Genomic DNA, 13651 nt, shown 5'->3' on the forward strand with positions numbered 1-13651 from the left:
ATCAATCCACACTTTCTAAGATTTCTACAAGTTTAAGTCTCAGCTCGTTTAATTGTTGATCAATTCCTACCATAATTCTTCCGTGATTTGTTTCAATATAAGAATCTGTATTAGCAAGATCCTCATCTACAAATACCATGACAGGAACACCTACAGGAAACATGGCTTTTAGCTCGTCTATATGTGCAGATACCAATTCGTAATATGCTAAAGATGTATAGATTTTAATTTCTTTCATCTCTCTCGCTTCTTTTAAGCCTCTGCGTACTATATCCATATATCGGTCTTCATTTTCCTCTAGTACAGTTCCTAAAATCTTTTCTGCAGCATTAATTGCGATATTCAAGATAACAGCTTCTTGTTCTTGTAAATATTGCTGTGCATGTGATTTTGCTTGGAGTACAGTATCGTTTGCCAATTGAATAGCTTCACTCATATTAGATTCAGCTTTCAAACGGCCTTCTTCTATACCTTTCTGAAAGCCCTCTTCATATGCTTGTTGCTGCAATTCCATCTTTTCTTGTTCCCAGTTTACTTTTGCATCTTCTATCTCTTGTTGTGCAACTAATCGAAACTGCTCAAACATCTCTCTTTCACGCTTAATTTCTTGGCGTGCGTCCGCCAGGAGACGTTCTCTTTCTTCAAATAGACTTTCAGGCGTAACTTCTATATTCTCTGTGCTTTGATGTGTAAACAAGTCTTTAATTTCAATTGTGCGGAATATTTCTTTAGAGCTTTCAGGATTGTCAAAACGAATAATTTTAGACAATAACGTCATCTCCTCCACCACGTGCGACAATTATTTCTCCTGCATCTTCTAATCGTCTAATCACTGCAACAATTCGGGACTGCGCTTCTTCCACATCTCTTAACCGCACTGGTCCCATAACGTCCATTTCCTCTTTAAATGTTTCTGCCATCCGCTGTGACATATTTTTAAAGATAATTTCTTTTACTTCGTCACTTGAGACTTTTAATGAAAGAAGCAAATCTTCATTTTCACAATCGCGGATAACACGTTGAATGGAACGATTATCAAGCGTAACAATATCTTCGAATACAAACATGCGCTTTTTAATCTCTTCAGCAAGCTCTGGATCCTGGATTTCTAATGCATCCAAAATGGTTTTTTCGGTTTGACGATCTACACCATTTAAGACTTCTACTACAGCATCTACTCCACCTGTTTCCGTGTAATCTTGCGTTACAGTTGAAGAAAGCTTCCGCTCAAGTACTGATTCAATCTCACTGATGACTTCCGGTGAGGTAGATTCCATTGTAGCAATACGCTTGGCAATATCTGCTTGAACTTCCTGTGGCAATGATGACAGTATCACTCCCGCTTGCTGTGGTTCTAAATAAGATAGAATTAATGCAATCGTTTGAGGGTGTTCATTTTGGATAAAGTTAAATATTTGAGCCGGATCCGTTCTTCTAGCAAAATCAAATGGTCTTACTTGAAGAGAAGATGTCAATCGATTAATAATCGCTTGTGCTTGGTCATTGCCCAGTGCTTTCTCTAAAACAGTTTTCGCATAGCCTATCCCGCCTTGGGATATATAATCCTGAGCTAACGCAATATTATGAAATTCTTCTATAATCTCTTCTTTTGCTTCTGGTTCCACTTTTTTTACGCTTGAAATTTCAAGTGTCAGTCTCTCAATTTCTTCTTCATTTAGATGTTTATAAACAGCAGCCGAAACCTCTGGTCCTAAGGAAATTAACAGGAGTGCTGCTTTTTGTTTTCCAGTTAAATCTTTATCTTTCTTGTTCACAGCTAATTCCCCCTATTAATCTTCCGTTATCCATGTTCTAAGCAATTTTGCAAATTCCTCCGGCTTGTCTTTCGCCATTCTTTCTAGCTGTTTTCGACGTAATGTCGTTTCAGTCTCTTTTTCTTCAGATATATCGTCTACATCAATTTCCTCTTCATAGTAATCGTATTCTTCTTCCTCTTCCGTCTGTCTTCTAGAACGTAAAATAAAGAAGACTAAAATGCCGATTGCAGCAAGAAGGATTCCGCCAATGACATAAACCCACCATGGAATTGAATTAGTTTGCGCTGTTGGAACAGTAGCTTTTCCATTCAATTTTTCCACAGCCACAATGACTTTTTCATTGATTTGCTGATTCGTTAATTGCCCCGCTTCATTCTTATCGATTGATGTCCGAACAATTGAAGCTAGCATATTTTTAATGTCGTCCTGCGTTGCGGCTGGCAATGATGTTGGATCGCCTGCTTTTGGAGGTTCAACCATTACCTGAATTCCGATATCACGTATGCGGTATGGGCTTTCTGTAATTTTCCTTTTGATACGATTCACTTCATAGTTGACAGTATCTTCGCTCTTTTCGTAGTCGCCGTTCCCATTGCTTGAAGATTGATAATCAGTAAAGTTATCTGTGTTGGAATCTCCTTCAGGTGTCCCGCCAGCTCCTGCACCGTCTCCTGTATAAGTCTCGTTAATTTTTTGAGCACTAATTTGGATTCCGGCCATGTTGTCCTTATCAACGGGTTCTACTAAATTTTCTTCTCTGTTTTCCTGAGTAAAGTCGATATCAGTCGTAACGCTGACAGCTGCTTTGCCAGGACCCATTAACTGACCTAACATGGTTTGGACTTGGCGCCCTAAATCACGTTCAATCTGTTTTTTGATTGCCAATTGTTTTGTCGCACCTGTAGCAGATAAACCATCACCACTATCTGCTGTTTCAGTACCAAGATCGTAGTATTCAAAGTACTGGTTAGTAATCACAATATTCTCAGGCTTTAAATTCGGTATACTTTTTGACGCTAGATTATAAAGTGTTTTAATTTCCGCTTCGGTAAATTGATATCCAGGTTCAGTGTTTAATACAATAGATGCACTCGCCTCTTGCTGAGTATCACTTACAAAAACACCCTTTTCTGGTAAATTAATCATCACTTTAGCATCTTTAACACCCTTTACTTGCTTCATTAGATTTCCAAGCTCTGTTTGCATGGATGCAAGCTTAAGCATATTAAACTCATTATCTGTCATACCAAAGCCAGCATTTTGGGAGAAGAATGAATAGTCAATTTGCCCTGACTGAGGTAATCCTTGTGATGCCAAATCAACCTTTAAATCATCTACTTGATCTTTTGGCACTTCTATCGCTGTTCCACCATTAGTGACTTGAAATTTTACCCCATCAGAAGTTAATTGTTCTTTGATTTGACCGACTTCAGCAGCAGACAAATCTGAAAATAAAGGGGCATACGTTACTCTTGTAGCAAAGAAAGTAATAATAGCAGCAATCATTAGCACAGCTAAAATAGAACCGATAATTGTACCTTTTTGTACTTTTGATCGACTTTTCCAAAACTGGCTGAAGTTAGTCTTAATTTTCGTTAATCTTTCATTCATTTTGATCCTCCGGTTATAGGTAATGTTTTTGTTTTCTCTCTCTAATAAACATTCCTTAAACTGTCATTCGCATAATCTCTTGATACGCTTCTACAACTTTATTGCGAATTTGGAGGGCGGTGTTTAGTGTGATATTTGCCTTTTGAGCAGTAATCATTACATCATGAAGCTCTACATTTTCTCCATTGACAAGCCGATTCGTCATATTATCAGAAGCTACCTGACTATTATTCACAGCTGAGATTGCATCTTTTAAGACAGCACCGAAGTTTTCTTTCTCATTCGTTGACGTCTTTTCTATTGCTGTTTGAGACATAGTTGGCTGCACTGGCTGTGAAATAGAAACTTGAGAAATTGCCAATCTTTATCATCCTTCCTGGTTGATTATTTTCCTATCTCTAATGCTTTTGAAAGCATAGATTTATTAGCATTAAAAACCGTTACATTTGCTTCATACGAGCGTGTGGCTGAGATTAGATTCACCATTTCTTTTAACGGGTCAATATTCGGTGCTTGAACATATCCATCCTCATTTGCATCAGGATTGGTTGGATCATAAACAAGTTTATAGGGTGTCTTTGTATCTTCATTAATACTAGCTACTTTTACACCATTGCCTACTGTTTGATCAGATCCAACTGCTTTATTAAGGAAGTTAGAAAATGAATTTCCTTTTGGAACTAAAGTAACTGTTTTTCGCGTGTAGGGAACCCATTTGCCATCAACCTGTTTTGCTCTTGTTGTATCTACATTGGCCATATTGGATGAAATAGTATCCATTCTCAAACGCTGCGCAGTTAATGCAGATCCCGTTGTATCCATACTTTGGAATATTGACACGATTAATTGCCTCCCTTAATAACTGTCAGAAGCGAATTCAATTTGCCATTTTCGCGTTCAATTAGTGTATTGTAAAAAATACTATTCTCTGCTAGACTCGCTTGTTCTTTATCCATATCAACACTATTCCCATTATTTCTGTAGCTTAATTGTCTATTGTTCACTACACCTGGAGTTTGGTTTGTAGATTGGAAATCAAAATGTTTTGAGTCGGTCTTATTTGCCTGAATCGAAGAATTCTTAGCATCTTCTAGCATTTGGTGAAAACTTACATCCTTTGCTTTATAATTCGGCGTATCTACATTCGCAATATTTTGAGCGATTGTTTTCTGTTTTAAACTTGCATATGTCAACCCATTCTCAATATTGGAGAGGGTTCCGTCGAAAATACCCAATTCATTCACCTCAATTCGACTTTAATCGTCACATTCAACTAATTTTCTGATGTTATAATTGTAATAAAGATGTTATAAAGTGTCTATCGAATTTATCATATTTTTAATAGGTTTAACAGACCATTTTTACTGGCAGAAAAATCTTCCACATACAATAAACTTGATAAACAAAAGGCCTTATTACCTAAATCCTTTTTCACTATTTTAATAGTGTATATCTTCTAATACAGCATTTTTAATAGAATATATGTTTAAATGTACATAAATTTATAAATTTGCAAAGTAAATATTACTAAACCTTTTTTCCTAACGAAGAATATTATAAATGTTTTTCCTTATTTTTTCAATTGTCATATTCTTAATATTACGAGCAATAATTTTAAAAGACTGGTTGATAGCACATATTATACCATTTTAAGTTAATTTGGTGTATTTTTGCGAACTATGTATTTTAATTTGTCACATTCTGATAATTTTTTACGGTTGGAGTCTCTTAATAGTAAAGAGAGAGAAGGAGTTTTGAGTATCGGGAAGTAGCTGGGTAATTAAAAAAGCTGCTTTGTCCCCAGTTAAGGACAAAACAGCAATTTCAACTTATCTCATTTTGATTTCTGCTAAAGCATTTAGGAATTTGTTGTTTAGTACTTTAATATAAGTACCTTTCATACCTAAAGAACGTGACTCAATCACACCAGCTGATTCTAACTTACGCAATGCATTGACAATCACTGAACGCGTTATGCCGACACGGTCAGCAATTTTAGAAGCAACTAGCAATCCTTCTGAGCCATCTAGTTCTTCAAAGATATGCTCGATCGCCTCAAGTTCACTGTAAGACAATGAATTGATCGCCATTTGAACAACTGCTTTGCTTCTAGCTTCTTCTTCAATTTCTTCTGCTTTTTCACGTAAGATTTCCATACCTACTACAGTTGCACCGTATTCAGCTAGGATCAAATCGTCATCTTCAAACTTATCTTCAAGACGTGCTAAAACAAGTGTGCCCAAACGTTCGCCGCCACCATTGATTGGCACGATTGTTGTTAGACCTGATTTAAAGATTTCTTGAGCTTCTACTGGGAATGCACTGTGCTCATCCGAGACACCCAAGTTCGAAGCTGTTTCAGAGAAGTCATATAACTTACGCGTGTATTCTTCTGGGAATTGACGCTCTTCTAACATTTTTTTGAAACGTTCGTTTTCAATTTGTTGTTTTACACCAATACCCAACAATTTCCCTTTTCGGCTTACTATATATACGTTACTCTCAATAACTTGACCAAGTTCTTCTGCCATCTCTTTGAAGTTTACTTGTCTTCCTGCTGACGCTTGCAGCATAGAGTTAATTTTTCTTGTTTTTTCTAATAAATTCATTACGAATGTTCCTCCTGTAATTTTTACCTCATTTTTGAAATATTCAAAAGGTTTCAAATTTTGTGCAATACATTAGATTATATACTATAAAATAAATTGTGACAAATCTTTATTCTTGACAATTTCATTAAGTTTTTCGTCCACGTAATTTTCTGTGATTTCAATACGGGCCGGTGATATATCCGACGCTTCAAACGAAAGCTCTTCCAACAAACGTTCAAGGATTGTATGCAGACGTCTCGCTCCAATATTGTCTGAATCCTGGTTTATATTGGTGGCAATTTCTGCAATACGATCAATTGCTCCGTCTGTGAATGAAATTTCAATTTCCTCGGTAGCAAGAAGCGCTTCATACTGAAGAATTAACGAATGGTCTGGTTCTTTAAGAATCCGTATAAAATCTTCTTTCGTTAATTTTTCCAGCTCTACGCGAATTGGGAAACGACCTTGCAATTCAGGTATTAAATCGGAAGGCTTCGACATATGAAAAGCTCCTGCCGCAATAAATAACATAAAATCTGTCCGTACTGGACCATATTTTGTATTAACGGTCGATCCTTCTACAATCGGTAAGATATCGCGTTGTACGCCTTCACGCGATACATTCGCGCTATTGCCTCCATTGCTCTTAGTGGCAACTTTATCAATTTCATCAATAAAGATAATGCCTGTTTGTTCTGCTCGATGGATGGCTTCTACCGCTACCTCATCGCTGTCAATCAATTTATTGGCTTCTTCGATGGTTAAAGCCCGTCTTGCATCTTTTACTTGTAAACGGCGCTTCTTTTTCTTTTGAGGCATTAAACTTGAGAGCATATCTCCCATATTTGTACCGCCCATATCAAATCCACCCGGAATCATTCCCATCATGCCTGTTTGCTGTTCAGTCACTTCTATCGTAACCCATTCGTTCTCTAATTTGCCGTTCCTTAAATCATCAGCAATTTGAGATCTTTTCAAACGTACTTGAGTATCTTCTTCCGGCTGATCGTCAGAAGCCTCCACTTTTTGGCCAAATAATGCCTCAAAGGGGTTCGGGGTATTTTGTTTCTTTTTCATGCTAGGCACAAGTAATTTAACGATTTGGTCATTTGCCAATCTTTCAGCCTGTTCTTTCACTTCTTCTTGTTTTTCTTCTTTTACAAGTCGATTAGAGATTTCGACCAAATCTCTTACCATTGATTCAACGTCTCGTCCAACATAACCCACTTCGGTGAATTTTGTAGCTTCTACTTTTAAAAACGGCGCTTTTACCAAGCGTGCGATTCTTCTTGCGATTTCTGTTTTTCCGACGCCTGTTGGCCCGATCATTAGAATATTCTTTGGAATTACTTCATTCTTCATTTCATCCGGCAATAACTGTCTACGATATCTGTTACGAAGCGCAACTGACACCGCTCTTTTTGCTTGTTCCTGACCAACAATATAACGATTCAAATAGTCCAACATTTCTCTTGGCGTTTTTTGTAATGTCATTCGCTTAAGTCCTCCACAATAATATTATGGTTTGTAAATACACAAATATCTGCCGCAATTTCAAGCGATGCTTTTGCAATATCATGTGCAGTTAATGTATCCCCTGCATATTGCTTTAATGCCCTGCCTGCAGATAAAGCATAATTTCCGCCAGAGCCAATCGCTAAGATACCATCATCCGGTTCGATTACTTCACCTGAACCTGATACAAGCAATAATGTTTCGTTATTCATGACAAGGAGCAAAGCTTCAAGCTTTTGCAGCATTTTGTCTCCGCGCCATTGCTTAGCTACTTCAACAGCTGCACGCTGAAGATTACCGTTGTATTCCATTAACCGACTTTCAAACATTTCAAACAACGTAAAAGCATCAGCAACAGAGCCGGCAAAGCCTGCAAGAACTTTTCCGTTATATAAACGACGCACCTTTTTGGCAGTATGTTTCATTACAACAGAATTTCCTAATGTGACTTGGCCATCGCCTGCCATTGCACTAGCCCCTTTATGTTGTATAGCGAATATTGTGGTTGCATGCAAATCCATCAAAAAACCTCCTTCAAAATTTTACGCTCGTGGATGAGCATTTATATACGTATTTCGTAAATGTTCTTTCGTTACATGCGTATAAACTTGAGTAGAAGATAAACTGGAATGGCCTAAAAGCTCCTGGACCGTTCGGAGATCAGCTCCGTTATTTAATAAATGTGTAGCAAAAGTATGTCTAAGCATATGCGGATGAATCGTTGTATGTAGTTCTGCTTTTGCAATCATCTCATTTAATATATAGCGTATTCCTCTTGAAGTGATTGCCCCTCCGCGCAGATTCACAAACACAAAATTGTGTTTAGTCGACTTCATTAGCGCAGAACGCGCTTCTTCAATATACCGTGTTAGTGAATGTCCTGCATATTCACCGAAAGGAATATAGCGCTCTTTTCTACCTTTCCCCATCACTCTAATGATATTTAAGGAAAAGTCAATATCTTTTATTTGTAGAGAAGTCAACTCGCTCACACGGATACCAGTAGCATAGAGTAGCTCTAGGATAGCCATATTGCGTAGCGATTTCCGATCTTCACCTTCATTGGCTTGGAATAATTGAGAAAGTTCTTCTTCATAAAAAAAGTGAGGGAGCCTTTTTTCCTTTTTGGGGTGATATAGTGCTTGGAATGCTACATCATCAATTTCATATTCTTTATTTAAGAATCTAAAGAAAGAACGGATTGATGATATCTTTCTAGAGACGGTGGTTCTTGCTTTTTTTTCTTCATACAATTTTGTTATATAAAGCCTTGCATGAACGTATTCAACTTGCGTCAATTCTTTTACATCTTCAGTATGAAGAAACGAAAAAAACTCTAGCAAATCTGTTCGATATTCTTGGACTGTTAACGGCGAATAATTCTTTTCAAGCTGGATATATGTCATAAATTGTTCAAGTGCATCATCAAACTGTAGGTTCATTTAAACACTCCAAACTAAAGCTTTCTTTTGTATTCTCCCACTGTCATTGAATTAAATAAAGCAAGAACACTTTTTAACAACTTAGAATATGGAAATTTTCAGTAGATTTATGGCGTTTTTGTGTCCAAAATGGATCTTTTAATAGTATGCCTAAAATTGGAATAGATTAACCTTAAATAAGAAAAAAACAAAAAAATATTGACAAAGCAAAAAGCCCTTAAAAGTATATCAACAATTAAGGACTTTAGCAAACTAATTATAATGTATTTAATTCTTTGAATTGTTTTAGCGCTGCTAGTGCACGTTCCGCATGTTTCTCTCCGCGTTCTTGCTTCGATTTAATCTTTTCTCCTAGTGGAGGGAATAAACCGAAGTTAACATTCATTGGTTGGAAATGCTTAGCATCAGTCTCTGTTATATAACGAGCCATACTACCAAGTGCAGTTTCAGATGGGAATATACACAAGTCCTGTTGCTGTGCTAACCGAGCAGCATTAATACCTGCAATGAGTCCGCTACCCGCTGATTCTACATATCCTTCTACCCCTGTCATTTGTCCTGCAAAGAACAAAGTAGGACGTGCTTTTAATTGATACGTCTTTGCCATCGCTTTAGGAGAATTAATAAAAGTATTTCGATGCATAACACCATACCGTACAATTTCCAAGTTTTCTAAACCCGGAATCATACTAAACACTTCTTTTTGAGCTCCCCATTTTAAATGCGTTTGGAACCCTACCAGGTTATAAAGTGTTCCTGCTGCATCATCTTGGCGAAGTTGGACTACTGCAAAAGGTCTTTTTCCTGTTTTTGGATCTTCTAACCCTACAGGTTTCATTGGACCAAACAGCATAGTTTTAGGTCCTCGTTCAGCCATTACTTCAATAGGCATACAGCCTTCAAAGTATTTTTCTTTTTCAAATTCATTTAGCGGTGCTTTTTCTGCTTCTACTAAAGCTTTTTGGAAAGCATAGAATTCCTCTTCTGTCATAGGACAGTTTAGATATGCTGCTTCCCCTTTATCATAACGAGATTTTAAATAAACTTTATCCATATTGATGCTCTCTTTTTCGATAATAGGAGCTGCTGCATCATAAAAGTACAAATATTCTTCGCCTGTTAATTCTTTAATTTTATCCGCAAGTGCTGGTGATGTTAATGGTCCAGTTGCGATAACAGTAATCCCCTCAGGAATCTCTGTTACTTCTTCATTCACCACTTCAACAAGCGGATGATTTTTCACCTTTTCAGTTATATATCCAGAAAATTCATGGCGGTCAACAGCTAGTGCACCACCTGCTGGTACTGAGCATTGGTCTGCTGCTTCAATGATAATTGAATCTAGTTGGCGCATTTCTTCTTTAATAACGCCAACAGCATTTGTAATATTATTTGCACGCAATGAATTGCTGCAAACAAGTTCTGCAAATTTATCCGTGTGGTGGGCTGGTGTTTGTTTCACAGGACGCATTTCAAAAAGACGGACGTTAATGCCTCTTTTTGCAATTTGCCATGCTGCTTCACTTCCTGCTAAACCCGCTCCAATAACATTCACAATTGTTGTCATAACTCTTTTTACCTGCTTTCTAATAGTACATCATTGTGTAGGTTGTTCCTTATAGTCGCAATTTGTACATTGGACTTGAATACCCTTTTTAATCTTTTTCTCCACCAATAATTCATTACATTTTGGACAAGGACGATTGATTGGCTTATCCCAAGAGACAAAGTCACAATCTGGATAGCGGTTACATCCATAAAAAATCCGCTTTGTTTTACTCTTTCTTTCAACAATCTCGCCCTCTTTACATTTAGGGCACTTGACGCCGATCTCTTTCACAATAGCTTTAGTATTCCGGCAATCTGGGAAATTGCTACAAGCCATAAACTTGCCATATCGTCCTAGCTTAAAGACCATTGGCGATCCGCAAACTTCACAATCTTCGCCAGCAGGTTCATCTTTTATTTCAACTTTTTCCATTGCAATTTCTGCATGCTGCAGATCTTTTTCGAATTTCCGGAAAAAGTCATCGATAATTTTTTTCCATTTTACATCGCCATCTTCTATACTGTCTAAATCTTTTTCCATTTGAGCAGTGAATTCAATATTAATGATATCAGGGAAAAATTCTAGTACGAGTGAATGTACTATTTCCCCAAGCTCAGTTGGCACAAAGCGTTTAGCTTCTAACGTTACGTATCCCCGTTTTTGAATTGTATCTAATGTAGGGGCGTATGTTGAAGGACGGCCGATCCCTAGTTCTTCTAGCGTTTTTACAAGTCTTGCTTCAGAAAAACGTGGAGGAGGCTGCGTAAAATGTTGTTTTGGATTTATTTCTAGACTCTTAACCACGTCTCCCTTTTCAAGCGGTGGCAGTAGTTTGTCTTTTTCTTCTTTCTGGTCGTCTGATCCTTCTATATAAAGCTTCATAAAACCAGGGAACTTCACATTTGAGCCTGAAGCTCTAAAAATAACATCGCCATTTTGCAAATCTGCCGTAACTGTATCTAAAATAGCAGGAGCCATTTGACTTGCTACAAAGCGATCCCAAATCAAACGATACAATCTTAATTGATCTCGTGACAATACTGTTTTAAGTTGATCTGGATGACGCATAGTGCTTGTTGGGCGAATTGCCTCATGCGCATCTTGCGCTTTTTCTGATTTCTTCGCCTGTTGATTGATCGGCGTTGTATACTCATTTCCATAAGTTTGATCAATATATTGGAAGGCTTCTTTTTTAGCCGTCTCTGAGATACGAGTTGAATCTGTTCTCATATATGTAATCAAACCGACTGTACCTTCTTTACCTACGTCAATACCTTCATACAATTGTTGGGCTAGCATCATTGTTTTTCTTGCTCTAAAGTTTAGCTTTCGAGCTGCTTCTTGTTGCAATGATGAGGTAGTGAAAGCAGGTGAAGGATTCCGTTTTCTTTCTCGTTTAACTACTTTAATAATTTCAAAGTCTTCGCCATTTAGTTTCGCTAAAATCGCTTCAACTTCTTCTTTATTTTTTAATTTAATTTTTTCTTTGGTATTACCATAAAAGAGTGCATCAAAAGGTTTTTTTCCTTTTTGGAAATTACCTTCGATTGTCCAGTATTCTTCAGGCTGGAAATTTTTAATTTCATTCTCGCGATCAATAATAAGCCTTAATGCAACCGATTGTACACGTCCTGCTGATAAACCCTTTTTGACTTTCTTCCATAATAAAGGGCTTATGTTGTAACCTACGAGACGGTCTAGTATTCTGCGTGCTTGCTGTGCATCTACTAAATCAATATCAATTGGCCTAGGATGTTTAAATGATTCTTTTATTGCATCCTTCGTTATTTCATTAAATACTACTCTGCAGTCTGATTCGATATCAATATTTAAAGCTTGCGCTAAGTGCCATGCAATTGCTTCACCCTCACGATCGGGATCGGCTGCTAGATAGATTTTTTTTGCTTTTTTCGCAGCTGATTTTAAATCCTGCAGTACAGGGCCTTTACCGCGAATCGTAATATATCTAGGCTCATAATTATTTTCAGTATCAATACCCATCTGACTGCGTGGAAGATCTCGCACATGACCAATTGATGCTTTTACTTTATATTTTTTTCCTAAGTAACGTTCAATTGTCTTAGCTTTTGCAGGAGATTCCACTATCACTAAATAATCCGACATATAAGTTCCCCCTTAGAGAGGCTGTTTAAGTTTTCAAAAGAAATACCTGTTGCAAAATGTATAACAGAAAATCAAATTTTGCAACCATTTTTCATTTCGAATGTAAAAATTCTTCTAATTCTTCTATTATTTGATAGCCATTCCATATAGGTTTTGCTCCTTCTGCAATCAGTTTGTGCGGCCCTTTGGAAAGCGGATTTGTAATATCGCCTGGCACAGCAAAAATTGTTTTGCCATTTTCTAATCCATGATCAATTGTGCTTAAAGTACCGCTTTTTTCAGCCGCTTCTGTTACCACTATTCCCGTCGATAAACCGCTAATGATACGATTCCGCATAGGGAAATGCCATTTTTGCGGCTTGACGTATGGTGGATATTCGCTTATAAGCAGCTGATTTATTTCCATTTGCTCAGCAAGTTTTTTATTTTCTTTAGGATATAAATGAAATAATCCATGTCCAAGTACCCCTACTGTTTTTCCAGAAAAACGAATAGTTGCTTCATGTGCTTTGCGGTCAGCACCTTTTGCCAAACCACTGACAATGACAAATTCATGCTCTATTAATGGCGGCACGATGAAGTTTAATACCTTATCTGTATAAGTAGTAGCATTTCTTGCTCCTATAATAGCTATCTTTCGTTTATTCTCTAAAATTGCAGAGTCGCCTTTTGTATAAAGTACTACTGGCGGGTCATATAATGCAAGTAATCTGGTGGGGTATAAGGGATGATTAAAAGGTATGGGGATAATTTTATGTGCTTTGTATGCTTGTAGGAGTGGGGTCTCCAACGTTTTTAAATAATTATTTTGCAATTTTTGAGCTTTATCGACAGAAATATTTAATAGGATGGCTAATTCAGATACTTCAGCATGCCCAATTCTATCTAAATTTGAATCTATTTGAAGAAGTGATGATAGCCTGTTTAGGGGAACAGGGAACACATAATGCAATGCTAGTATTCTTTCAGAAAAGGTCAAATGACTCATGACCTTCCTCCCTTCACATTGAAATGAAAAAGTGTAGCACTTTAAAGTGCTAC

13 protein-coding genes are annotated in these 13651 nt (G+C 37.2%); all 13 read right to left on the minus strand.

The window, feature by feature from the left end; all coding sequences use genetic code 11:
- Position 1: 1 nt before the first annotated feature.
- The 13 genes from fliH to dprA all read right to left on the minus strand — a co-directional run bounded on the left by fliH (position 2) and on the right by dprA (position 13598).
- The gene (fliH, locus tag RCJ93_RS06500; protein ID WP_446738650.1) at positions 2 to 778 is read right to left on the minus strand and encodes a flagellar assembly protein FliH; all 777 of its coding nucleotides are present in this window, start codon (positions 776 to 778) and stop codon (positions 2 to 4) included.
- Positions 762 to 1775 carry a flagellar motor switch protein FliG gene (fliG, locus tag RCJ93_RS06505; protein ID WP_066785597.1) on the minus strand — a complete coding sequence of 338 codons (1014 nt, stop codon included), beginning with the start codon at positions 1773 to 1775 and terminating at the stop codon, positions 762 to 764. Before fliG ends, fliH begins: the two co-directional genes overlap by 17 nt.
- Positions 1776 to 1790: 15 nt before the next feature.
- Complete coding sequence (gene fliF / locus RCJ93_RS06510; RefSeq protein ID WP_446738651.1) at positions 1791 to 3389, minus strand: flagellar basal-body MS-ring/collar protein FliF; 1599 nt, start codon at positions 3387 to 3389, stop codon at positions 1791 to 1793.
- A gap of 55 nt (positions 3390 to 3444) precedes the next feature.
- Positions 3445 to 3750 carry a flagellar hook-basal body complex protein FliE gene (fliE, locus tag RCJ93_RS06515; RefSeq protein WP_150283897.1) on the minus strand — a complete coding sequence of 102 codons (306 nt, stop codon included), beginning with the start codon at positions 3748 to 3750 and terminating at the stop codon, positions 3445 to 3447.
- A 23-nt stretch (positions 3751 to 3773) separates the two neighbouring features.
- Positions 3774 to 4229: a flagellar basal body rod protein FlgC gene (gene flgC, locus RCJ93_RS06520; RefSeq protein ID WP_066785591.1), complete on the minus strand. Its 456-nt coding sequence runs from the start codon at positions 4227 to 4229 to the stop codon at positions 3774 to 3776.
- 2 nt (positions 4230 to 4231) lie between these two features.
- A complete protein-coding gene (gene flgB, locus RCJ93_RS06525) occupies positions 4232 to 4624 on the minus strand; it encodes a flagellar basal body rod protein FlgB (RefSeq protein WP_446738652.1) in 393 nt (130 codons plus the stop codon).
- 594 nt (positions 4625 to 5218) lie between these two features.
- Complete coding sequence (gene codY, locus RCJ93_RS06530; protein ID WP_150283895.1) at positions 5219 to 5998, minus strand: GTP-sensing pleiotropic transcriptional regulator CodY; 780 nt, start codon at positions 5996 to 5998, stop codon at positions 5219 to 5221.
- Between the two features lie 84 nt (positions 5999 to 6082).
- A complete protein-coding gene (gene hslU, locus RCJ93_RS06535; RefSeq protein ID WP_147194164.1) occupies positions 6083 to 7474 on the minus strand; it encodes an ATP-dependent protease ATPase subunit HslU in 1392 nt (463 codons plus the stop codon).
- On the minus strand, positions 7471 to 8019 hold the full coding sequence (gene hslV / locus RCJ93_RS06540) for an ATP-dependent protease subunit HslV (RefSeq protein ID WP_066785582.1): 549 nt from the start codon (positions 8017 to 8019) through the stop codon (positions 7471 to 7473). Before hslV ends, hslU begins: the two co-directional genes overlap by 4 nt.
- An 18-nt stretch (positions 8020 to 8037) precedes the next feature.
- Positions 8038 to 8937, minus strand: coding sequence for a tyrosine recombinase XerC (xerC, locus tag RCJ93_RS06545; protein ID WP_446738653.1), 900 nt, complete (start codon positions 8935 to 8937; stop codon positions 8038 to 8040).
- Positions 8938 to 9193: 256 nt separating this feature from the next.
- Positions 9194 to 10504, minus strand: a complete 1311-nt coding sequence (trmFO, locus tag RCJ93_RS06550; protein ID WP_446738654.1) for an FADH(2)-oxidizing methylenetetrahydrofolate--tRNA-(uracil(54)-C(5))-methyltransferase TrmFO — start codon at positions 10502 to 10504, stop codon at positions 9194 to 9196.
- Between the two features lie 30 nt (positions 10505 to 10534).
- Positions 10535 to 12610, minus strand: coding sequence for a type I DNA topoisomerase (gene topA, locus RCJ93_RS06555; protein WP_150283893.1), 2076 nt, complete (start codon positions 12608 to 12610; stop codon positions 10535 to 10537).
- Positions 12611 to 12701: 91 nt separating this feature from the next.
- Positions 12702 to 13598: a DNA-processing protein DprA gene (gene dprA, locus RCJ93_RS06560; RefSeq protein ID WP_150283892.1), complete on the minus strand. Its 897-nt coding sequence runs from the start codon at positions 13596 to 13598 to the stop codon at positions 12702 to 12704.
- Positions 13599 to 13651 lie beyond the last annotated feature (53 nt).

This window comes from Rummeliibacillus sp. BSL5 (genome assembly GCF_052928305.1).

Excerpts from the sequence above, each read along its gene's own strand:
- fliH (WP_446738650.1), bottom strand. The coding sequence starts at position 778 with ATGACGTTATTGTCTAAAATTATTCGTTTTGACAATCCTGAAAGCTCT.
- fliF (WP_446738651.1), bottom strand. The coding sequence starts at position 3,389 with ATGAATGAAAGATTAACGAAAATTAAGACTAACTTCAGCCAGTTTTGG.
- codY (WP_150283895.1), bottom strand. The coding sequence starts at position 5,998 with ATGAATTTATTAGAAAAAACAAGAAAAATTAACTCTATGCTGCAAGCG.
- hslU (WP_147194164.1), bottom strand. The coding sequence starts at position 7,474 with ATGACATTACAAAAAACGCCAAGAGAAATGTTGGACTATTTGAATCGT.
- xerC (WP_446738653.1), bottom strand. The coding sequence starts at position 8,937 with ATGAACCTACAGTTTGATGATGCACTTGAACAATTTATGACATATATC.
- trmFO (WP_446738654.1), bottom strand. The coding sequence starts at position 10,504 with ATGACAACAATTGTGAATGTTATTGGAGCGGGTTTAGCAGGAAGTGAA.
- topA (WP_150283893.1), bottom strand. The coding sequence starts at position 12,610 with ATGTCGGATTATTTAGTGATAGTGGAATCTCCTGCAAAAGCTAAGACA.
- dprA (WP_150283892.1), bottom strand. The coding sequence starts at position 13,598 with ATGAGTCATTTGACCTTTTCTGAAAGAATACTAGCATTGCATTATGTG.